A 22,574-nucleotide genomic window follows, 5' to 3' on the forward strand; every position below is an offset into this window, starting at 1 on the left:
ACTACCCTTCCGGGCATGACCACCACTCAGCCCGTCCAGGACTACGCCTCCTACATCGCCTCCCTCCCCCGTGTCCTCGCCGGCGCCGCCGTTCTCTTCCGGGACGAGGCGGGGAGGGTGCTGCTCGTCGAGCCGAACTACCGGGAGGGGTGGGCGCTGCCCGGCGGGACGATCGAGTCGGACGACGGGGAGAGCCCCCGCGAGGCGGCGCGGCGGGAGACGGCCGAGGAGATCGGGCTGGACCGGGAGCTGGGACGGCTGCTGGCGGTGGACTGGGTGCGGGGGCCGGGACGGCCGCCGGTGGTGGCGTACCTGTACGACGGCGGCGTGCTCGGCGCGGACGACTTCGCGGCGATCCGGCTGCAGGAGTCGGAGCTGCTGTCCTGGCGGCTGGTACCGCGCGGGGAACTGGCCGAGTACCTCCACGGTTCCCTGGGGCGCCGGGTGTCGGCCGCGCTGGACGTCCTCGCCGACGGTTCGGGCACCGCGGAGCTGGAGGACGGGTACCCGGTGCGCTGAGCCCGTGCCCGGCGTTTTATCCGCTCGCCGCACCGGCGCCCCGCGGCCTACCCTCGGCCGCATGAGCAAGCCCCTCGTCGCCCTCCTCACCGGTGCCGGTGTCAGCACGGACTCCGGTATCCCGGACTACCGCGGCCCCAACGGACTGTGGCGCCGCGATCCCGAGGCCGAGAAGCTGGTGACGTACGCGTACTACATGGGTGACCCGGAGATCCGCCGCCGTTCCTGGCGGATGCGGCGGGAGAACTTCACGTCCGCCGTCGAGCCGAACGGCGCGCACCGCGCCGTGGTCGGGCTGGAGCGTTCCGGAGTGCCGGTGCGGGTGATCACGCAGAACGTGGACGGGCTGCACCAGCTCGCCGGCATGCCGGCCCGCAAGGTGCTCGAACTCCACGGCACCGTACGGAGCGTGGTGTGCACCAGGTGTCACGTGCGCGGCGCGATGGAGGACGCCCTCGCCCGGGTCGAGGCCGGTGAGGACGATCCGCCCTGTCTGGGGTGCGGCGGCGTCCTCAAGCCGGCGACGGTGATGTTCGGCGAGCACCTCGATCCCGTGGTACTGGGCGAGGCGGCGGCGATCAGCAAGGCGTGCACCGTCTTCGTCGCCGTGGGCACCAGTCTCCAGGTCCACCCCGCCGCCGGGCTCGCGGAGGTGGCCGCCGGCCACGGGGCCCGCCTGATCATCGTCAACGCGGAGCCGACCCCGTACGACGATCTCGCCGACGAGGTGATCCGCGAGCCGATCGGCACCTCGCTGCCCGGGCTGCTGCGCCGGATCGCCGCCTAGAACAGGGCGGCCGCGCGTTCGAAGTCCAGCAGGCGCTGTTTGCGCTCCAGGCCGCCGCCGTATCCGGTGAGGCCGCCGCTCGCGCCGATGACGCGGTGGCAGGGGACGATGATGCCGACCGGGTTGCGGCCGTTGGCGAGGCCGACCGCGCGGGAGGCCTTCGCATTGCCGAGAGCGTCGGCGAGTTGGCCGTAGGTGCGGGTCTCGCCGTACGGGATGCGGGTCAGCTGGTTCCAGACGCGGCGCTGGAACGGGGTGCCGTGCAGGCGCAGTTCGAGGGTGAACTCCTTCAACTCGCCCGTGAAGTACGCCGCGAGCTGCTCCCGCGCCTCGGCGAAGGGGGTGTCGTCGGGGGCGCCGAAGGTCTCCTCGGGTGGGCGGTGGCGCTGGTCGGTCATGTAGAGGCCGCACAGGACGCCGTCGTCGGCGACGAGCGTCAGCGGGCCGTAGGGGCTGTCGGTCACGGTGTACTGCTTCATCGGCTGGGGGTCCCTGTTTTCTCTACACCGGCAGGAAGTTGATGGGGTGGCTGTCCGTCGCCCACAGGTACTGGACCGCGTACGCCCGCCAGGGCCGCCAGGCCGCCGCGCGTGCGGTGAGGGCGGCCGGGGTGGAGGGCAGGCCCAGTTCGCGGGCGGCGCGGCGGATGCCGAGGTCGGTGGGGAGGAAGGCGTCGGGGTCGCCGAGGGCGCGCATGGCGATGACGTCGGCCGTCCAGGGGCCGAAGCCGGGGAGGGCGAGGAGTTTCGCGCGGGTCTCGGGCCAGTCGCTGTCGGCGCCCAGGTGGAGGTCGCCGTCGGCGAGCCGGCGTACGAGGGTGGTGAACGTGGTGCGGCGGGTGCGGGGCATGGCGAGGGTCTCGGGGTCGAGCCCGGCCAGCGCCCCGGGGGACGGGAAGAGGTGGGTGAGGCCGCCCTCGGGGTCGTCCACGGGGGTGCCGTGCGCGGTGACCAGGCGGGCCGCGTGGGTGCGGGCGGCGGCCGTGGAGACCTGCTGGCCGAGGACGGCCCGGACGGCGAACTCGTCCGCGTCGACCGTGCGCGGCACGCGGCGGCCGGGTGCCTTGTCGACGAGGGGCGCGAGGACCGGGTCCGCGCGCAACTGGTCGTCGACGGCGACCGGGTCGGCGTCGAGGTCGAGCAGGCGGCGGCAGCGGCTGATGGCGACGGTGAGGTCGCGGGGGTCGCCGAGGGTGAGGCGGCAGGCGATGTGGTCGGGGTGCGGGGTGAGCGCCACGATGCCGTGCCCGTACGGCAGGCGCAGCGTGCGCCGGTAGGCGCCGTCCCGCCACTCCTCCACGCCGGGTACGGCGGTGGCGGCGAGGTGGCCGAAGAGGTTGTCCGGGTTGAGCGGTGCCCGGAACGGCAGGCGCAACGACAGCACCCCGGGGGTGGCGCGGGAGGTGTTCTTCGGTGCGCGGGCGCGCAGTTCGCCCGGGGCGAGTGCGTAGACCTCGCGGACGGTGTCGTTGAAGGTGCGGACGGAGGAGAAGCCGGCCGCGAAGGCGATCTCCGCCATCGGCAGTGCCGTGGTCTCGATGAGCAGCCGCGCGGTCTGGGCGCGCTGGGCGCGGGCGAGCGCGAGGGGGCCCGCGCCCAGCTCGGCGAGCAACTGGCGTTCGACCTGCCGGGTGCTGTAGCCGAGCCGGGCGGCGAGACCGGTGACGCCTTCGCGGTCCACGACGCCGTCGGCGATCAGGCGCATGGCGCGGGCCACCGCGTCGGCCCGCTGGTTCCACTCCGGTGAGCCGGGGCTGGTGTCGGGCCGGCAGCGTTTGCAGGCCCGGAACCCGGCCTGCTGGCAGGCCGCCGCGCTCGGGTGGAAGACCATGTTCTCCGCCTTGGGCGGGACCACCGGGCAACTGGGCCGGCAGTAGATGCCGGTGGTGAGGACGGCGGTGAAGAACCAGCCGTCGAACCGCGCGTCCTTCGACCGCACGGCGCGCACGCAGCGCTCGGTGTCGGTGTGCATCCCCTTCTGCATGCCTCAAGGATCGGGCACGGCCGGCGCCCCGGTCTGGCGGGAATCCGACATCGACGTCATGTGTCCTGGGGCTGTCCGGATCGCCATGCCGACTCGCGGAGCAGCCGCAGCCCGTTCAGGCCGACCAGCACGGTGGAGCCCTCGTGTCCTGCGACGCCGAGCGGGAGCGGGAGGTGGCCGAGGAGGTCCCACAGGACGAGGCCGGTGATGGCCGTGCCCGCGATGACGAGGTTCTGCACCACCAGCCGGCGGGCGGTGCGGGAGAGCCGTACGACCGCGGGGACGGCGGCGAGTTCGTCGCGCACGACGACCGCGTCCGCCGTCTCCAGGGCCAGGTCGGAGCCCGCGCGGCCCATGGCGATGCCGGCGTGGGCGGCGGCGAGGGCGGGCGCGTCGTTGACGCCGTCGCCGACGAACAGCACCTTGCGGCCGGCCGTCTGGAGGTCCCGTACGGCGTTCACCTTGTCCTCGGGGAGGAGTCCGGCGCGGATGTCCGTGAGGCCGGTCGCGTCGGCGACGCGGGCGGCGGCGTGCTCGTTGTCGCCGGTGAGGAGGGTGGGGGCGGTGCCGGTGAGGGCCGTCAGGGCGGAGGTGGCGGCCGGGGCGCCGGGGCGGATCCGGTCGGTGAGGGCGAGGGTGCCGACGGGGGTGCCGTCGCGGGTGACGCGGACGACGGTCTCGCCGCGGGCCGCCTCCGCCGGGTCGGCGCGTCCGACGGTCACCACGGCCCCGTTCACGGTGGCGGTGATGCCGTGGCCGGGTGCGGCGGTGAAGTCCGTGGCGGGGGCGAGGGGCAGGCCCCGGGTGCGGGCGGCGGCGACCACGGCGCGGGCCAGCGGGTGCTCACTGGGGTGCTCGGCCGAGGCGGCCAGGGTGAGCAGGGCGTTCTCGTCCAGTCCGGAACCGGGCAGCGGGCGTACGGCGGTCACCTCGGGGGTGCCTTCGGTGAGGGTGCCGGTCTTGTCGAGGGCGGACGCGTCGATCTCACCGAGGCGTTCCATGGCGACCGCCGACTTGACGAGGACGCCGTGGCGGCCGGCGTTGGCGATGGCGGAGAGCAGGGGCGGCATGGTGGCGAGGACGATCGCGCACGGCGAGGCGACGATCATGAAGGTCATCGCCCTCAGCAGGGCGTCGGTGAGGTTCTCGCCGAAGGCGAGCGGAATGCCGAACACGGCGAGGGTGGCGACGACCACGCCGACCGCGTACCGCTGCTCGATCTTCTCGATGAAGAGCTGGGTCGGCGCCTTGGTGCGGGAGGCCTCCTCGACCAGGGTCACGATGCGGGCGATGACCGAGTCGGCGGGGTCGCGGCCGACCCGGACGCGCAGGGCGCCGGTGCCGTTGAGGGTGCCGGCGAAGACGTCGTCGCCGGGGCGCTTGACGACCGGCAGGGACTCGCCGGTGATGGTGGCCTGGTCGGCCTCGCTGACGCCGTCGAGGACGGTGCCGTCGGCACCGATGCGCTCCCCGGGGCGGACGAGCAGGACGTCGCCGACGGCGAGTTCGGCGGTGGGCACGGTCTCCTCGCCGTGCTCGGTCACCCGGGTCGCCGTCGTGGGCGCGAGGTCGAGCAGGCCGCGCACGGAGTCGGCGGTGCGGGCGGTGGCCAGGGCCTCCAGGGCGCCGGAGGTGGCGAAGATGACGATGAGCAGGGCGCCGTCGAGGACCTGTCCGATCGCGGCGGCGCCCAGCGCGGCGACGATCATCAGCAGATCGACGTCGAGGGTCTTGTCGCGCAGGGCGCGCAGCCCTTCGAGGGCCGGTTCCCAGCCGCCGCACACATAGGCGACGGCGTACAGGACCCCGCCGGCCCAGCCCGGCGCACCGCCGAGATCGGCGGCGAGCCCGGCCAGGAAGGCGACGAGTGAGGCGAGCGCCCACCGGGCTTCCGGGAGGGCGAGGACACGGGTGCGGCGGCGCGGCGCCGGGGCGCCGACGGACGACCGGGGTGCGGGAGCGAGAGTCACGGACACCCGGCCACCATACAGGAACACATGAAGACTCGTTCATGCGTTCATATGCGATGAGTAGGATGTCCGCATGGGTCATGGAGCCGTCATCCCGCAGGACGCCGCGGAGCGGGTGCGCCTGGACGCGGACAACGTCGCGAAGGTCGCCACCACGCTCCAGGCCCTGTCCACGCCCTCCCGGCTGCTCATCCTCGCCCGGCTGCGCGAGGGACCGCTCCCGGCCACGGAGCTGGCGGCGGAGGTGGGCATGGAGCAGTCGGCCTGCTCGCACCAACTGCGGCTGCTGCGCAACCTGGGCCTGGTGGTCGGCGAGCGCCGGGGCCGCTCCGTGGTGTACGCGCTGCACGACGACCATGTCGCCGGACTGCTCGACCAGGCCGTCTACCATGTGGAGCACCTGCGGCTGGGGATCAGCGACACCGCGGGGTGAGCAGCCCCCGCATGGTCTCGGCGGCGCGTACGGCGGCGTCCGCGCAGCAGTTGTTGAACAGCACGTGCAGTTCGTCCGTCCGCTCCGCCGCGCGCCGCAGCCGGGGCACCCAGGCGGCGAGTTCGGTCACGTCGTAGTCGTGGCGGAAGCGGTCCTCCTTGCTGCCCCTCCCCCAGTCCCTGCTGCGTCCGTGGAACCGTACGACGGCGAGGGCGGGGCGGCTGACGGGTGCGACGGGCGGCAGGGAGCCGGGGAGTCCCTGGGCCATGTCCACGCCGACGGCCGTCGCGCCCAGCCCGGACAGCAGCGCGAGGGTGTCCTCGGCCCGGTCCGCCTCCCACCATCCCGGGTGCCGGAACTCGACGGCGAGCGGCCAGCCGGCCGTGCGCTCCGCGCACTCCTCCAGTGTCCGCTCGGCCCGGGTTCCGGGCGCGAACCGGGGCGGGAACTGGAACAGTACGGCGCCCAGCCGCCCGGCCTCGCGCAGCGGCCCGACCGCCTCCGCGAACCTCCTCCACACCTCGTCGAGGAGGGCGCCGTCCACCGGCCGGTCCCGCAGGTCGGCGGGGAGCGCCCGCGGCCGGGTGGGGTGGCCGGTCAGCAGCGAGAACGCCTTGACGTCGAAGCGGAACCCGTCCGGTGTGCGCTCCACCCACAGTTCGCTGTTGCGGCGGCTGGGCAGCGCGTAGTAGGCGGAGTCCACCTCGACGACGGGCAGCCTGGAGGCGTAGTGCCGCAGCCGTCCCTCCGCGTCCCGCCGCCCGCTCGGATACCAGCCGCTCGTCACGAGCATGCGGTCCGTCCACGAACAGGCCCCGACCAGGATGTCACCCATGGGAGCCCGGGTACCCGGGCTCCCGCGCATCTGTCCTCCTACTCGGTCGCCGTGGGCCGGCGCGAGGCCGCCGTCGCCCCGGCCACGTCGGTGAGCGGGCGCAGCCGGTAGGTGTAGGTGTGGTCCCGGTCGGCGAAGAGCTTGAACTCGTCGTGGGTGTGCGCGCCCCAGCTGTTGTCGCCGCCGACGCCCATCTGACGGTGGTTGACCCGCAGCACGACCGCGTCCCGCGGGGTGAGCTGGTAGTCGTGCCGGACGCCGGCCGACAGGTCCTCCGGGGTGAAGTGCGAGGCGTTGATCTCCAGGAGGGGTTCGCCCGACACCAGCAGGCCGCGCCCGCTGCCGTCGGTCAGGGCGGCCCAGCGGACGTCGGTCTTGTTGCCGTTCTCCTGCGGGCGGATGTAGGGGGTCCACTGGTCGGCCACGGTCGACGTGTAAAGGCCCACGTCGGTACCGGTGTTGCGGTCCCAGTGGTTCTCCTCGGGGCCGCGTCCGTAGTAGTGCAGGCGGTCCAGGCGGCGCGGCAGGAACAGCAGCGTGCCGACCTCCGGGATGTACGGCAGGTCCGGCGCGCCCGGGTGGAGGGTGTTGTCGACCTTGATCTCGCCGTTGCCGAACACCGTGCAGGTGGTGGTGTACGTCGACTCGGTGGTGGTGGGCAGGGTGCCGCTGACCTTGATCTCGACGGCCCGGTCGGCCAGGGTGCGTACGGTGACGCCGGTGACCTTCCGGCGGGCGCCGGCGTCGCGCCAGGTCTGGTTGCGGGTGTGCTGGCCGTTGCCGTGGTCGTTGTCGGTGGGCGCCCGCCAGAAGTTGGGCACCGGTCCGGAGGTGATCAGACGGGTGCCCTTCGCCTCGTAGGAGGTGAGGGTGCCGGTGTTCTTGTCGACGGTGACCGAGAAGTCCCTGCCGGTGACCCTGATGTCGTCGTCGCGGTTCTCGTGGCGCAGGACCGGGACGCGCGACAGCGGTACGGGGGTCACGGCCGGGCCTCCGGCGTCGAGCGGGAGCTGCTGCCGGGCCACCTCGAAGCCGGCCTTCGCCCACTTCGTGGGCTCCCTGGTGGTGAAGGAGAGCTGGAGGAAGTACTCCGTCCCCGGGGCCGGGTCCTTCGGCAGGTGTACGGGCAGGGTGATGTCCTTGCCGGACTGCGGCGGCACGTCGAGCTGGTCCCGGGTCAGCCTTCCGCGCCGTACGGCCTCGCCGTCGGCGACGAGTTCCCAACGGCCGTCGAACTCGAGGAGGTTGGTGAACAGGTACTCGTTGGTGAGGGTGACGGCACCGGGGTCGCCGCCGTCGGAGGCGCGGGCGGCGTTGATCGCCTGGTAGACGCGTTTGACCTCGGCGGCCTTGCCGGTGTGGCCGCGGTCGGCGGTGACGATGCCGTCGGCGACGAAAGCGCCGTCGTTGGGGTTGTCGCCCCAGTCACCGCCGTAGGCGAGGAACCGCTTCTCCTCGGGCCGCTTCTTCTCCACCCCGACGGTGGCGGCGTCGAACCAGAACCGTACGCCGTCGTCACCGGGTCCCCGGTCGTCCGAGGTCAGTTCGGCGGCGGTGAGGGCGCGGGCGTAGACGCGGGCGCGGCGGACGGTGCCGCTGAACTCGCGGGTCTGGTTGTCGGCGTCGGAGGCGAGCGCGAGCGGCGCGGTGTTGCTCTCGGGGCGCCGGTCGGTGGTGCGGGTGGCCTTCACCGCGCCGTCGACGTGCAGGGTCAGCGTGCCGGCGTCCGCGTCGAAGACGCCCGCGACATGGTGTTCGCGGCCGGTCCAGTCGTCGGGCACGGTCCAGTTGACGGCGATCCACTGCCCGCCGCCGTAGAGGAAGAACTCCAGGGTACGGCCGCTCTGTTTGAGCGCGTACTGGGTGTCGCCCTTGGCGATGATCGGCTGGTGATAGCCCGTCACCCCGGGGGTGATCCAGGCCTCCAGGGTCAGTGAACCCGTGAGGTCGAGGCTGTCGTCGCGTTCGAAGACCGTGATGCCGGACAGGCCCTTGTCGCGGTCGAGTGTGCCGCGGGTGGCGAGGATCTCGCCGCGCAGGCCGGCCGGTCCTGACTCGGTGAGCAGGGTGCGGACGGGGACGGGCGTGGAGAGGGACTGGTCGACGAAGTCCCAGATCCAGCCGCCCTGGAGGACGTCGTGGCGGCGGACGACGTCCCAGTACTTCTTGAAGTTGCCGGTGGAGTTCCCCATCGCGTGGGCGTACTCGATCATGACGTACGGCCGGGTGTCGACGGTGTCCGCGGCGCGCTCCTCGATGCGGGACGGGCTCTCGTACATCCGGGAGCGGATGTCGCTGATGCCCGGCCGGTCGTCGCCCTCGTACTGGATGACACGGGTGGGGTCGTAGGAGCGGATCCAGTCGTGCATGGCGGTGAAGGTGGAGCCGCCGCCGGCCTCGTTGCCCAGCGACCAGATCACCACCGAGGGGTGGTTCTTGTCGCGGTGCACCATGTTCTGGGCGCGGGCGACGCAGGCCGCCGTCCACTCCGGGTGGTCGCCCGGGTACTCGTCACGGATGCCGTGGGTCTCCAGGTTGGTCTCGTCGACGAGGTAGAGGCCGTACTCGTCGGCGAGTTCGTACCACAGCGGGTTGTTCGGGTAGTGCGAGGTGCGGACGGAGTTGATGTTCATCCGCTTGATGATCCCGATGTCCTCGACCAGGTTCTCGCGGGTGAGGGCGGTGCCGTGGGAGGGGTGCATCTCGTGGCGGTTGGTGCCGCGGAAGGAGACGGGTCTGCCGTTGATCCGCATCAGCCCGTCCTTGAGGGCGAATTCGCGGAAGCCGACGCGGTGGGACAGGGTTTCGATCACCTGACCCGCCGGGTCGCGGAGTCTGAGGACGGCCGTGTAGAGGTCCGGGTGCTCGGCCGACCACAGCCGGGGCCGGGTCACGGCCTTCGAGGCCCGTACGGTGACGTCCTCGCCGGCGCCGACCGTGCCGAGGTCGGCGGTCTGCTCGAGCGGACGGGACCAGACGGCGTGACCGCGGGCGTCGTACAGCTGGGTCTCGACGGTGTACCGGCCCGACTCGCCGCCGCCGTACGCCCGAACGCTCGCGGTGACCGCCAACTCGCCCTGTGTGTAGGTGTCGTCGAGCGGGGTGTCCAGCTTGAAGTCGCGCAGGTGCACGGCCGGGGTGGAGTAGAGGTAGACCGAGCGGAAGATGCCGCTCAGCCGGATCATGTCCTGGTCCTCCAGCCAGTCGCCGTCGGCGTAGCGGTACACCTCCACGGCGATCTGGTTGGTGCCGGACTTCAGGTGGTCGGTGATGTCGTACTCGGAGGGCGTGTAGGAGTCCTCGTCGTAGCCGACGAGTTCGCCGTTGATCCACACGTAGTGGGCGGACTTGACGCCCTCGAAGTGGAGGAAGGTGCGGCGGCCTCTCCAGTCGCGCGGGACGGTGAAGGTGCGGCGGTACTGGCCGACCGGGTTGTAGCGGGTCGGGGCGGCGGGCGGCTGCGGGTCCTCGCCGCGGCCGTTGGGGCCCCAGTACGGGTAGGTGATGTTCAGGTAGATCGGGAAGTCGTGGCCGTGCAGTTGCCACACGGACGGGACCGGGATGGTGTCCCAGCCGGTGTCGTCGGTGTCGGTGCGGTGGAAGTCGGCGTCCCGGTCCTCGGGGCGGTCGGCGTAGGCGAACTTCCAAGTGCCGTCGAGGCTCAGCCGGTAGGGCGAGCGGGTGCGGTCGGCGGTAAGGGCCTGGCGCACGTCCGCGTACGGCATGAGCGTGGTGTGCGGCGGCTGGGTGCCGAGCCGGAAGACGCCGAAGTCGTTCCACTCCGGGGGCGTGTCGGCCGCCGCCCGCCGGCCGGCCGCGTGCGCGGCGCCGGGCGGCGCGGACAGGGCGAGGGCGCCGAGCACGGCGGCGCCGGACTCCAGGAGCCGGCGGCGGCTGACGACCGTCCGTCCGGGGCGGGGGGATCGGTCGGCGGGAGACGTGTGCGGGTGCGGGTGCGGCATGACCGTGGCCTTCCTCGGTACGACAGAGCACTGCACGGACTGAGGGCACGTCGGACTCTCCCTGCAACGCGCCACCGGGCGGGGGACGTTACGGCAGGGGGACATCACAACTGTTGGTGACGGAGCAACTACTGAGCCAGCCACACCCTAGAACTCGAACACAACCGAAGCAATGATCCCGTCGGGGTTTGTGCGGTCCTGGTGGTTCGACGGGTCGCGTCACACCTCCTACCCGGCCGTTCCGTGACCACCGCGTGCACCCGCAGACCGTGCCGCCCGGCCGGTTCGAGCGAGCGCAGCAGCCGTCGCCGCGTCTCGCGCACCCGCGTGCCGCGCACCGGCTGCGATCGTCCGCCGGGGAAGGTCGCACACGGAAAGGACAGACCCCGGACGCTCGCGCGCTCTGCGCGAAAGCACCCAGGGTCTGTCACCACCTACGCCCGGGCAGGCTGTCGGTGACAGCCCTCCAGGACGGGGGGGACGGGGTCAGCCGCGTCGCCAGGTCTGGTTGGCGGTGCCGGTGCAGGGCCACAGCTTGACCGGCGTGCCGTCGGCCTCCTCGCCCCACCACACGTCGGCGCACTTGTCGCCGGCCTTGAGCGACACCAGGTCCTCGGTAGCGTTGATCTTGAACTTCTGCCCGCTCGACCCGTCGCACCGCTGCAGCCGGATGGCCGTGCCCTTCTCCACCGAACCGCCGTCCAGCCCCATGCACAGGTCCTCGCCGATGCGCAGGGTGCGGTCGTCGTCGTGGAAGGACCAGATCTGGGCGCCCTCCGGGGCTCCGCAGGGCTGGATGACCAGTTCCGCCCCGACTCCCCGGGAACTCGCGGTGAGGCACTTGCCGGTGCCGGCGCCGACGATCCGGGCGGAGGCGACGGTGACCGTCCTGTCCGCCTTGCTCTCGGTCCGCTGGACCGACTCCTTCGCCGTACCCTCCTCCTTCTGCCTCTGCGAGGCGGCCTGCGGACTTGCGTCGGCGACGGAGTCGGGGTGGGAGTCGGAGCCGTCCGGGGACGCCTTGCCGTCGTCCTTCGCCTCCGTCTTCCTGCTGTCCTCCGTCTTCTTGCCGTCCTTCTCGTCGTCGCCTTCCCCGCCCTTCGACGAACCCGCCGGAGCGTCGTCCTTCGAGGGCTCCGCGGCATAGACGCCCGGCGGCTGCTGTGCCTCCTGTCCGTCGAACAGCGCCCGGGAGTCGGCGGCCGCGGTGGCGTGGTCCCCGGGCCGATCATCCCGGTCGTCGCCGATCATGATCAGCAGAGGTACGGCGAGCAGGATCACCCCGGCTATCCCGGCGGCGGCCAGCAGGGGGGCCTTCGGCCGCCCCAGCGCACCGTCGCCGTCACCGTCGCCGCTCCCCCTTCCGGCCCCTCCGGACCGGCGGGCGCCGCCGAGTGCGGCAGCCAGTCCGGACAAGGGGGCTGCGGTGCCGCCCGGTGACGCGGTGCGGGCCGGTGTGGCGGCGCCCGCCGCCGTCTCCGGCCGTTCCCCGCGGTCCGTGCCCGGTTCCGCGGCCTCTCCCCGTGCCTCCGGCTCGTTCGCGGCCGGGGCCGTCCCGGACTCGGCCTCGGCCTCGGCAGTGGCCGTGGGGAGGGTTTCCGTCTCACCCCGGCCGGTCTCGCCGGTCCTTGCGGTGCCTTCGGCGGCGGTGGCGGCGGCGGTGGCGCTCGTGGTGGCCGTGCCACGGCGCGGGGCGGGCCTCAGCACGGCCTGCTCCACGTCGTCGCCCATCGAGGACAGCACCACCGCGCGGCGCACCGGTGGTCCGTCATCGGTGCCGGGCGGGCGGGCGGACTCGCCGCCGCCCGGTCTGTTCTGGCGTGACATTGCTCGTTCTCCTTCGGTCTCACGGTTGTCTGCCGCACGGCGGCCGCACGCTCGCGGTGCCCCGCGGCCGGGGCACGGTGCCGGGTTCGGAACACCACCGGCCGCCACCGGGCGTAGACGGCTGCTGCACGAAGAGCGTTCCGCCGGGGAGGTGATGAGTACGACGCCGTCCGGGACGATCCCCCTTCAGCTCCCGGGCATCGACGATCCGTCCGGCCGGGCAGGGCCGGTCCGTTCACTCGTGCCCGGCCTCGGAGAGCACCGGCCGCACCCGGTACGTGGCAGCGTCAGCTGTCGTCCGGTGGGGTGCCGGGCACCACGACGTGGACGGGCGGGGGCCGGAGAGGCCGGAAGGCATGGCTCCGGGCGCAGGGGAACGGATCGGCCCCGTGCCGTCCCCCGTCCTCGCGGGACACCACACCCTGCACGAAGTGCCGCCCCCCTCTCGTCCAGGACGGCGGAATCGGATCGGTTTACGGCCACTGCGGCACTGTAGCGAGGGCGGGTGGCCGGCAGACCGTCCGAGATGTCACGCCGCCGGCCCCTGCGCGTACCCTCCTGGTCACCTTTTCCCCGTCCCGCAGCGCACGGCCGCTCCGCCGCGGCTGGTTCTCCGCGGGCTCGCCGTGGTTCCCGTCAGCCGAGTCGCCGGACGAAGGCCTCGTACGCCCGGTCGTCGAAGAGGACGAACCTCACCTCCTCGACGGCGGTCGGCGCATTCCGCACCGTCTCCACCGCGATGCGGGCCGCGTCGTCCATCGGCCACCGGTAGACGCCCGTGGAGATCGCCGGGAACGCGACCGTCCGGGCGCCCAGTTCGTCGGCCACGCGGAGCGACTCCCGGTAGCAGGAGGCGAGCGGCGCGGAATCGCTGCCCGGTCCCTGATGCACCGGGCCGACGGTGTGGATCACCCAGCGTGCGTCGAGGCGGCCGGCGGTGGTGGCGACCGCCTGGCCGGTGGGCAGGCCCTTGCCGTACCGCGAGGCGCGCAGGGCGCGGCACTCCGCCAGGATCTCCGGACCGCCCCGGCGGTGGATGGCGCCGTCGACGCCCCCGCCGCCCAGCAGGGAGGAGTTGGCCGCGTTGACGATCGCGTCGGCGCTCTGATCGGTGATGTCGCCCTGGACGAGCGTGAGGGTGGGGGTCATGGTTGTCGCAGCCTCCTCCACACGGCCTTCGCCGCGTTGTGTCCCGACATGCCGTGCACACCGGGGCCGGGTGGGGTGGCCGACGAGCAGATGAAGACGGCCGGGTGCGGGGTCGCGTAGGGGAACAGGGAGAGTTTGGGGCGCAGCAGGAGCTGGAGTCCGGAGACCGCGCCGGTGGCGATGTCGCCGCCGACGTAGTTGGCGTTGCGGGCGGCGAGTTCGGGCGGTCCCGCGGTGGCGCGGGCCAGGACGCGGTCGCGGAAGCCGGGGGCGTAGCGCTCCAGTTGGCGTTCGATGGCGTCGGTGAGGTCGCCGGTCCAGCCGTTGGGCACATGTCCGTAGGCCCAGAAGACGTGCTTGCCGGCCGGGGCGCGGGTGGGGTCGGCGACGCCGGGCTGCACGGTGATGAGGAACGGCGCGTCGGGGGCGCGGCCCTCGCGGGAGGCGGCGCGCAGGGCGGCGCCGATCTCGTCGCTGTCCGCGCCGATCTGCACGGTGCCGGCGGTGCGGGCCTGCGGCGCGGTCCACGGCACGGGGCCGTCCAGCGCGTAGTCGATCTTGAAGACGCCGGGGCCGTAACGGTAGTTCGCGTAGTGGCTGCCGAAGCCGGCGATGCGGGCCAGGGCGGTGGGCGAGGTGTCGAAGACGTACGCCCGGGCCGGCGGCAGGTCGTCGAGGCGCTTGACCTCGTAGTCGGTGTGGACGCTGCCGCCGAGGTCCTTCAGGTACGCGGCGAGGGCGTCGGAGATGGCCTGGGAGCCGCCGCGGGCGACCGGCCAGCCGCGGGCGTGCGCGGCGAGGGCGAAGACCAGGCCGACGGCACCGGTGGCGAAGCCGCCGAGGGGGGCCATGACATGGGCGACAAGACCGGCGAACAGGGTGCGGGCCCGCTCGTCGCGGAAGCGGCGCGTGAGCCACGTCGACGGGGGCAGGCCGAGCAGACCGAAACGGGCGAGGGTGACCGGGTCGCGGGGCAGCGCGGTCATCGGCAGGGACATGAAGTCGCGGGCCAGGGTGTCCCACTTGGGCAGGAAGGGCTCGACGAGCCGGCGGTACGCGCCGGCGTCACGCGGACCGAAGGAGGCGGCCGTCTCCCCGACCGACCGGGACAGCACGGCCGCCGTGCCGTCGGGGAAGGGGTGCGCCATGGGGAGTTCCGGGTGCAGCCATTCCAGTCCGTAGCGCTCCAGGGGCAGCGCGCGGAACGCGGGTGAGTTGACGGCGAGGGGGTGGGCGGCGGAGCAGGGGTCGTGGCGGAAGCCGGGGAGGGTGAGTTCCTCGGTGCGGGCGCCGCCGCCCACGGTGCCCATCGCCTCGAACAGGGCCACCGAGAAGCCGCGCCGGGCCAGCTCCACGGCAGCGGTCAGCCCGTTCGGCCCCGCACCCACCACGACCGCATCGAGCATCGACGGCACCTTCGGACTCCTTCGTCAGCCGACGGCCACTGGGGGATCAGGATATGCCGGGCCGCCGGCGTCCTCCCGGGGCCTCCGGAGAGGGGCGCGGCATCAGGCTCCGTCCGTCAGCAGTTCCACCACCCGGCGGGCCGTGGCCTCGTCCCGGGCCGCGGTGAAGGGCAGGGTGTTGCCGCCCCTGATGCCGAAGGGCTCACCCGCGCGCGTGAGGTGGGTGCCGCCCGCCTCCTCCACGAGGAGCAGACCGGCCGCGTGGTCCCAGGCTGCTTCCCAGGAGAACGCGGTGGCGTCCAATTCGCCGCGGGCGATGGCCAGGTACTCCAGACCGGCCGAGCCGCAGGCCCGGGGTGCCACCCCGTCCGTCCACAGGCCGAGCAGGGCGCGCTTCTGTTCGTCCGTGGTGTAGTCCGGGTGGGAGGTGGCCACGCGCAGGTCGCGGCCGGGTTCCGGGGAGCCCGCACGCAGCGGCTCGCCGTCGAGGTGCGCGCCCCGTCCCCGTACGGCCGTGGCGAACTGCTCGCGGGCGGGGGCGTAGGTCCAGGAGGCGTGGACGACTCCGCGCCACGCGAGGGCGACCAGGGTGCAGAAGCCGGTTTCGCCGCGTACGAACTGGCGGGTGCCGTCGACGGGGTCGACGATCCACACAGGCGTGTCGCCCTGTATCGCCTCGTACGACGCCGGGTCGGCGTGCACCGCCTCCTCGCCGACCACGACGGAGCCGGGCAGCAGGGCGGGGAGGGCGTCCGTGAGATACAGCTCGGCGTTGCGGTCGGCGTCCGTCACCAGGTCGTGCGGGCCGGTCTTGAGGTCCACCTCGTGCTCGGCGAGCCGCCGCCAGCGCGGCACGATCTCCTGCGCCGCGGCCTTGCGGACCAGTTCCTCCACGTCGGAGGTGTGCCGGGTGAGAAACTCGTCGATGGTTTCGTGGGTCTCGATCATGCCTCCATGAGAGCACGCGCCACTGACAATCCCCGCCCGCCCGGTGCACAGCGGGTGGAATCGGGATGAAAATGGGGTGCCCGCCCACGGTGTCATGGGCTCAGCGGCCCACCGCGTAGCCCTGCATGCCGCGCGGGTTGGCCGCCGCGGAGAGGACGCCGGTGGCCGGGTCCCGGGCGACCGCGCAGAGCCGGCCCTCCGACCAGGCGTCACCGACGGTCACCTCGTGGCCGCGGCGGCGGAGCGCCTCCACCACCGCCGGGTCCGTGCGGGACTCGACGGTGACGCTGCCGGGGCGCATGCCGCGCGGGAAGAAGGAGCCGGGGAAGCTGTCGTTGTGCCAGTTGGGGGCGTCGATGGCGCCCTGGAGGTCGAGTCCGCCGCGCACCCGCTCGCGCAGGGCGACGGCGAGGAAGAAGTGGAGCTGCCACTGGTCCTGCTGGTCCCCGCCGGGCGTGCCGAACGCCATGACGGGCACCCCGTCGCGCAGGGCCATGGACGGGGTGAGGGTGGTGCGGGGGCGGCGGCCGGGGGTGAGCGTGCCCGGCAGCCCCTCCTCCAGCCAGGTCATCTGCAGCCGGGTGCCGAGCGGGAAGCCCAGTTCGGGCACGACGGGGTTGGACTGGAGCCAGCCGCCGCTGGGGGTGGCCGCGATCATGTTGCCCCAGCGGTCGACGACGTCCAGGTGGCAGGTGTCGCCGCGGGTGCCGCCGTCGGCAAGGACGTCGGGTTCGCCGGGCACGGGGGAGGTCGGGCTCTTGGCGACGGTGGGCTCCCCGACGCCCATCGGGCCGAAGCCGGGCTCCTCGGTGACCACCACGCGCGCGTGGGCACTCAGCCGCGGAGTGCGCCCGCCGGGGCTGCCGGGCCGCAGCTCGTGGGAGGCGCGGGGGCCGACCCCGGTCCGCCGCTCGGCGTTGTACCCGTCCGACAGCAGGTCGTCGAGCGGCACCTCGGCCGCGTCCCCGTACCAGGCCTCGCGGTCGGCCATGGCGAGCTTGCAGCCCTCGATCAGCAGGTGCACGTACTCGGCGGAGCCGTAGCGGGGCAGTTCCGGCGGGAGCAGGGCGAGTTGCTGGAGCAGGACCGGGCCCTGGCTCCAGGGGCCGGCCTTGCACACGGTCCAGCCGTTCCAGTCGTACGTCACCGGGGTCTCGTAGGTCGCGGACCAGCCGGCGAGGTCGGCGGCGGTCAGGGTGCCGGTGTGGCGTTCGCCGCTGGTGTCCATGGTGGGCCGCCCGGACTGCCGGACCAGGGCCTCGGCGATGAACCCGGTCCGCCACACCTCCCGCGCGGCGTCGATCTGCGCCTCCCGGCCGCCCGCCCCGGCGGCCTCGGCGAGCAGCCGCTTCCAGGTGGCGGCGAGGGCGGGGTTACGGAACGGCTCACCGGGGCGCGGGGACCGGCCGCCGGGCAGGTACACCTCGGCCGAGGAGGTCCACTCCGTCTCGAACAGCTCGCGTACGGTCTCGACGGTCCGTCCGACCCGCTCCACGGGTGGGTGCCCGTCCTCGGCGTACCCGATGGCGTACTTCAGGACGTCGGCGAGGGTCTTGGTGCCGTGGTCGCGCAGCAGGAGCATCCAGGCGTCGAAGGCGCCGGGCACGGCCGCGGCGAGCGGTCCGGTGCCGGGGACGAGGTCCAGGCCGAGCCCTCGGTAGTGGGCGACGGTCGCCCCGGCCGGGGCGACGCCCTGCCCGCACAGCACCCGTACCTCACCGCCGGCCGGGGCGAGCAGGATCGGCACCTCGCCGGCGGGTCCGTTGAGGTGCGGTTCGACGACGTGCAGGACGAAGGCTCCGGCCACGGCGGCGTCATAGGCGTTGCCGCCGTCCTCCAGCACGGCCATCGCCGACTGCGAAGCCAGCCAGTGGGTGGAGGACACCATGCCGAAGGTGCCCTGGAGGGTGGGGCGGGTGGTGAACTGCATCTCTCACCTCGGTGTCTGCGTGCGCCGGCCGGCCTGCCCCACATCAAACGTCCCGGGGGGAGATCTTGGAAAGAGAAGGCGCGAGGTCAACTCCTCGTTCTCGCCCGCACGTGGCAGGGACCAGTCGGCGTCAGAAGTATTGACAACGATGTCAGACGCGTGATCTAGTCCGCTTCCGTCCAGCCGGATGCCGCTGATCGCACTGCGAGGGGAGGCTCACATCGATGACCTGCGCACGAACCGACCGGCCCAGGCCGGGGTGCGTGTCCCCCGCCCCCGCCCGAGCACCGCACGTGTGACCGGTCGAAGGCGCCCGCTCCGTCCGTCGCTCGGAGATCACCTCTCATGTCGCGCAGCACATGACGGGTGAGGAACAGGAGACCCTTTCCATGCACAGACCCCTCCGCCGATGGCGTCACCGCGCATCGACGGTCCTCGCCGCACTGCTCGTCGCCGGCGGCGCCCTGGGACCGGTGCCGGCCGTCGCCCAGACCACCGCGGCCGATCCTCAACCCACTTCCCTGGTCAACCCGTTCATCGGCACACAGAACTTCGGCAACACCTTTCCCGGCGCGAGTGCCCCCTTCGGCATGGTCCAGGTCAGCCCGGACACCGGCGGCCAGGGAGGCTATGACTACCAGCAGGACAGGATCCACGGGTTCAGCCAGACCCACCTCTCCGGCGTCGGCTGCTCCGTGATGGGTGAGCTGCCGCTCATGCCGACGACCGGAGCGGTCGACACCGTCGACCCGGACGCCTACCGCTCGACCTTTTCCCACGACGACGAGGACGCCGAACCCGGCTACTACCGCGTCGGGTTGAAGACGTACGGCATCGACGCCGAACTGACTGCCACACCCCGCACGGGATGGCAGCGCTACACCTTCCCCTCGACCGACCGCGCCAACGTCCTCTTCAACACGGGCAAGGCCAACCAGCGGGTGTACAGCTCGGAGGTGCATGTCGTCGGCGACCGGACGGTCGAGGGCCGGGTCGAGGCGGGCAACTTCTGCGCGGGCAAGGACCGGCACACCGTCTACTTCACGGCGGCCTTCGACAGGCCGTTCGCCTCGCACGGCACCTGGCGGGGCACCACCCCCGCCCCCGGTGAGCGGGACGCGGCCGGCGAGGGCGGCAACGGCGCCTGGGTGACCTTCGACGCCGGAACCGACCGTGACGTCGTCGTCAAGGTGGGCCTTTCCTACACGGGCATCGAGGGCGCCCGGAAGAACCTGAAGGCGGAGACGGACGACTCGTACGACTTCGACGCCACCCGCGCGGCGCTGCACGCCACCTGGGAGCGGCAGTTGGCCGCCGTCAGGATCGGCGGTGGGCCGGCCGAGCGGCAACGTGCTTTCTACACGGCCCTCTACCACGCGCAACTGCACCCGAACCTGGCCGGTGACGTCGACGGCCGGTACGCCGGCTTCGACGGGAAGACCCATACCGCGTCCGGGTTCACGCCCTACCAGAACCTGTCGCTGTGGGACACCCACCGGCCGCAGAACCAACTGCTCCAGATGCTGGAGCCGAAGGTCGCCCGCGATGTCGCGCTGTCGGTCGTCGCGATCGGACGGGACGGCGGCTGGCTGCCGCGCTGGTCGCTCGCCAACAGCGAGACCAACATCATGACCGGTGACCCGGTGACCCCCTTCCTCGTCGAGGCGTGGTCCAAGGGCCTGCTCGCGGGCCACGAGGAGGAGGCGTACGCGCTCCTGCGGAAGAACGCCCTCGCCACGCCGCCGGACGACTCCCCCTACAACGGCCGTGCGGGAATCACCGATTACCTGGAGCGCGGCTACATACCCAGCGGGCTGGAACCGGGGAAGGACTGTCCGGACAAGGGCGGTGACAACGACTGCCGTCATCCCGCCTCGGCGACCCTGGAGTACGCGGCGGCGGACGCGTCGCTGGCGCTGATGGCCAAGGGGCTGGGGCACACCGCGGACGCCCGCGTGTTCGCGGCACGCGGTCAGTGGTACCGGAACCTGTGGGACTCCTCCATCGGGCAGTTCCGGCCGCGTACGACCGACGGCACCTGGCTGACGCCGTACGACCCCGTGGAGGCGGGCCACCAGTTCCATGAGGGCGGCGCCTACCAGTACCAGTGGCTGGTGCCCCAGGACCCGGCCGGGCTGGTGTCCCTGATGGGCGGCAGGCGGGAGACCGAGAAGCGGCTCGACGCCTTCTTCGCGTACGACAAGCTCCTCGCGGATCCCGCCGAAGCCGCTCGCGAGGACTGGATCTCGGCACCGTACGACTACTACGGGAAGCCGACCTACAACCCGAACAACGAGCCCGATCTGCACTCCCCGTACATGTACTTGTGGGCCGGGGCGCCCGCCAAGACCGCCACCGTGGTGCGCGCCGCGATGACGCTCTTCACGGACGGGCCCGACGGCATGACCGGCAATGACGATCTGGGCACCATGTCGGCCTGGTACGTCTTCTCGTCCCTCGGCCTGTACCCGACGACGAACGGTGGTGACTTCCTCGCCGTCTCCAGCCCGCAGTTCCCGTCGGCGGTCATCCGCATCGGCGCCTACGGGAAGCAGCAGGGCGGCACCCTGACCGTGAGGGCTCCGGGTACGAGCGACACCGAACGCTACGTGAAGCGGGCGGAGTTCGACGGGAGGAACCTGCGCAGGACCTGGCTGGACTGGGACGCGGTCGCCAAGGGCGGAACCCTCGCCTTCGAGATGAGCGGCAAGCCGTCGGCGTGGGGTACGGGCAAGGCGGCGGAGCCGCCGTCCGTGAACCGCGCGGCGGCCGACTCCCGCCGGCACCTCGACGCGTCGCTCCGCACCGGCTCCGACGTCCTGCCGACGGCCGACAGCGCGCAGAGCGTCCGGCTGAACCTGGACGTGCTGGGCCAGTCCCCCGGCACGCTGCGGGTCGACGTGGACGCGAAGGCCCCCGGCGGCTGGACCGTGAGGACCTCCAAGCCCTTCTCGCTCACGTCCCACCGGCTTCCGGTCCAGCGGACCGCGGCGGTGGACGTGACCGTGCCGGCCGGAACCGCACCGGGTACGTACACCGTGCGGATCACGGCGGACGCGAAGGGCGTGAAGGGTGTGGAACGGACCGCCACCATCGAGGTGCGCGCCGCGGCCCGCTGCGCGGCGGACGCCGACGGACAGTGTGCCGTGGACCTCGGCAAGGAGCTGAACCACGACGGAACCGCGACCGTCGCGGCGTCCGGCGAGGGCGACTTCGACGGAGGGGGATGGAGCTACGACGGTGATCTGCTGCCCGCGGCGGGTCCGGTCGCCTGGGACGGCGTGACCTACGACGCCCCCGATCCCTCCGGAACGGCCGCGAACTTCGTCGAGGCCCGCGGTCAGGCCATGCTGCTCCCGGCCGGGTCGTACGGCGCGCTGCGTCTGGTCGCCGCGGCCCACCACGGCCCGGTGACGACCGTGCTCACCGTCCGCTACACCGACGGGACCACCGCCGAACTGCCGGTCACCGTGGGCGACTGGGCGGGATCGGCACCGCAGGGCGGCTCCGTGACACTGGAGATGCCGCACCGGATCAAGCGCGGGCAGGGCGTGGACGGCCCGCCGGTGCGGCTGTTCGGTTCCTCCGCGGGCCTCGACGCGTCGAAGACCGTGCGTTCCGTCGGCCTGCCGGACGATTCCCGGGTGCAGATCTACGCGATGACCCTCGGGTAGGACTCCGTACGTTCGTCGGCCCTCGCCTCCCGGTCGGGAGGCCGCTCGGTGGGCAGCGTGACCGTGGCGGTCACGTTGCCCACCTTCTTGAGGGCGTCCCACGGGTTCGCGGCTCCGGGACCGCGCGGGTGGGGCGGGGATGGTTCTCATGCCGGCTGCCCTCGATGGCTCAGGTGGCTGATCCCCCTGCCCCGCCAGGGTCCTGCGGTCGCCGTGCGTCCCGCTGTGGGACCTCTCCTCCGCACGCCGGCGACGTCGCCCGTCCGTCGGGACCTGCCCGGGCGGCGGGTCACCGGTCGGCGCCGACGTCCTCACGGCCAGGTGTGGTCGCGGTGCCCTCGCCGGCGCGGCGGCGGGCGTCCTCGTCGGTGCGGGCGTCGTAGCTGACGAGCTTCGGCAGCGCGGCGGCGAGCAGGCCCACCGCCGCGACGCACGCGAGTCCGCCCGTCCAGATCGCCGGGCGGGCGCCGGTCCAGCCGGCCATCGCCCCGGCGCGGACCTGGCCGAGCTGGGGACCGACGCTGTAGGAGAGGACCTCGATGCCGGCGAGCCGGCCGCGCAGCCGGTCGGGGATGGTCTGGTTCCAGATGGTCGAGCGGCCCAGCCCGCTGAGCATGTCCCCCGCTCCCGCCAGACCGAGGCACGCCAGGACCAGCCAGACGTTCGACGTCCAGCCGGCCGCCGCCATGGCCAGGCCCCAGCCGGCGGCGCCGAACACCACCAGCAGGCCGTGCCGTTGCGTCCGGGACACCCAGCCGCTGGTGAGGCTGAGCAGCAGCGACCCGACGGCTCCCGCCGAGTACATCAGGCCCAGCGACCAGTCGGCGTCGAGCTCGTCGGCGAGGAAGGGGAAGATCGTGTTGGGGAAGGCGAAGAACATCGCCGCCAGGTCCACCGCGTACGTGCCGAGGAGCACCGGCCGTGACCAGGCGTACCTGGCCCCTTCGGCGATGCCGCGCAGCGACGGCTTGGCGGCGTGCTCGGCGGGCGGCACGGGGGAGAGCCGGCGGCACATCAGGACCGACGCAAAGAAGCAGACCACCGTGGTGGGGGGGGGGGGGGGGGGGGGCGGCCCCCCCCCCCCCCCCCCCCCCCCCCCCGCGGGCCCCCCCCCCCCCCCCCCCCCCCCCCCGGCGGGGGGCCGCGCCCCG

15 protein-coding genes are annotated in these 22,574 nt (G+C 73.1%); 4 read left to right on the forward strand and 11 right to left on the reverse strand.

Annotation, left to right across the window (positions count from 1 at the left end; genetic code table 11):
- Positions 1-15: 15 nt before the first annotated feature.
- Positions 16-519, forward strand: coding sequence for an NUDIX domain-containing protein (locus ACF1DX_RS08800; protein WP_391790495.1), 504 nt, complete (start codon positions 16-18; stop codon positions 517-519).
- Positions 520-580: 61 nt separating this feature from the next.
- The gene (locus ACF1DX_RS08805) at positions 581-1,306 is read left to right on the forward strand and encodes an NAD-dependent deacetylase (RefSeq protein ID WP_391790496.1); all 726 of its coding nucleotides are present in this window, start codon (positions 581-583) and stop codon (positions 1,304-1,306) included.
- Here ACF1DX_RS08805 and ACF1DX_RS08810 read toward each other — a convergent pair.
- Genes ACF1DX_RS08810 through ACF1DX_RS08820 form a run of 3 tightly spaced genes read right to left on the reverse strand, consistent with a single transcriptional unit; the run spans position 1,303 to position 5,265 of the window.
- Positions 1,303-1,785, reverse strand: a complete 483-nt coding sequence (locus ACF1DX_RS08810; RefSeq protein ID WP_391790497.1) for a methylated-DNA--[protein]-cysteine S-methyltransferase — start codon at positions 1,783-1,785, stop codon at positions 1,303-1,305. The genes ACF1DX_RS08805 and ACF1DX_RS08810 overlap by 4 nt on opposite strands.
- 22 nt (positions 1,786-1,807) lie before the next feature.
- Complete coding sequence (locus ACF1DX_RS08815) at positions 1,808-3,289, reverse strand: AlkA N-terminal domain-containing protein (protein WP_391790498.1); 1,482 nt, start codon at positions 3,287-3,289, stop codon at positions 1,808-1,810.
- Between the two features lie 56 nt (positions 3,290-3,345).
- Positions 3,346-5,265: a heavy metal translocating P-type ATPase gene (locus ACF1DX_RS08820; RefSeq protein ID WP_391790499.1), complete on the reverse strand. Its 1,920-nt coding sequence runs from the start codon at positions 5,263-5,265 to the stop codon at positions 3,346-3,348.
- A gap of 67 nt (positions 5,266-5,332) precedes the next feature.
- On the opposite strand from ACF1DX_RS08820, the gene ACF1DX_RS08825 reads away from it, so the two are divergent.
- The gene (locus ACF1DX_RS08825; protein ID WP_217135810.1) at positions 5,333-5,692 is read left to right on the forward strand and encodes a metalloregulator ArsR/SmtB family transcription factor; all 360 of its coding nucleotides are present in this window, start codon (positions 5,333-5,335) and stop codon (positions 5,690-5,692) included.
- Here the strand turns inward: ACF1DX_RS08825 and ACF1DX_RS08830 are convergent.
- From ACF1DX_RS08830 to ACF1DX_RS08860, 7 genes are all read right to left on the reverse strand, one after another.
- Positions 5,673-6,527, reverse strand: a complete 855-nt coding sequence (locus ACF1DX_RS08830; protein WP_391790500.1) for a DUF72 domain-containing protein — start codon at positions 6,525-6,527, stop codon at positions 5,673-5,675. The two genes, ACF1DX_RS08825 and ACF1DX_RS08830, sit on opposite strands and share 20 nt — an antisense overlap.
- A gap of 38 nt (positions 6,528-6,565) precedes the next feature.
- Positions 6,566-10,489: a glycoside hydrolase family 2 TIM barrel-domain containing protein gene (locus tag ACF1DX_RS08835; RefSeq protein WP_391790501.1), complete on the reverse strand. Its 3,924-nt coding sequence runs from the start codon at positions 10,487-10,489 to the stop codon at positions 6,566-6,568.
- A 486-nt stretch (positions 10,490-10,975) separates the two neighbouring features.
- Positions 10,976-12,316, reverse strand: a complete 1,341-nt coding sequence (locus tag ACF1DX_RS08840; protein ID WP_391790502.1) for a ricin-type beta-trefoil lectin domain protein — start codon at positions 12,314-12,316, stop codon at positions 10,976-10,978.
- A 636-nt stretch (positions 12,317-12,952) separates the two neighbouring features.
- A complete protein-coding gene (locus ACF1DX_RS08845) occupies positions 12,953-13,465 on the reverse strand; it encodes an O-acetyl-ADP-ribose deacetylase (protein ID WP_391790503.1) in 513 nt (170 codons plus the stop codon).
- Positions 13,462-14,871 (reverse strand): phytoene desaturase family protein, encoded by a 1,410-nt coding sequence (locus ACF1DX_RS08850; RefSeq protein ID WP_391790504.1) that lies wholly within the window; start codon positions 14,869-14,871, stop codon positions 13,462-13,464. The genes ACF1DX_RS08845 and ACF1DX_RS08850 overlap by 4 nt, the downstream gene beginning before the upstream one ends.
- 102 nt (positions 14,872-14,973) lie before the next feature.
- A complete protein-coding gene (locus tag ACF1DX_RS08855) occupies positions 14,974-15,819 on the reverse strand; it encodes an inositol monophosphatase family protein (protein WP_391790505.1) in 846 nt (281 codons plus the stop codon).
- A 100-nt stretch (positions 15,820-15,919) separates the two neighbouring features.
- Positions 15,920-17,749, reverse strand: a complete 1,830-nt coding sequence (locus tag ACF1DX_RS08860) for a gamma-glutamyltransferase family protein (RefSeq protein WP_391790506.1) — start codon at positions 17,747-17,749, stop codon at positions 15,920-15,922.
- 389 nt (positions 17,750-18,138) lie between these two features.
- On the opposite strand from ACF1DX_RS08860, the gene ACF1DX_RS08865 reads away from it, so the two are divergent.
- Positions 18,139-21,423, forward strand: a complete 3,285-nt coding sequence (locus tag ACF1DX_RS08865) for a GH92 family glycosyl hydrolase (protein ID WP_391790507.1) — start codon at positions 18,139-18,141, stop codon at positions 21,421-21,423.
- A 289-nt stretch (positions 21,424-21,712) separates the two neighbouring features.
- Here ACF1DX_RS08865 and ACF1DX_RS08870 read toward each other — a convergent pair.
- Positions 21,713-22,574 (reverse strand): MFS transporter (locus ACF1DX_RS08870; protein ID WP_391790508.1); only part of this gene is annotated, 862 nt, incomplete at its 5' end.

The organism is Streptomyces sp. NPDC014676, from assembly GCF_043084105.1.
Lineage (GTDB): Bacteria > Actinomycetota > Actinomycetes > Streptomycetales > Streptomycetaceae > Streptomyces.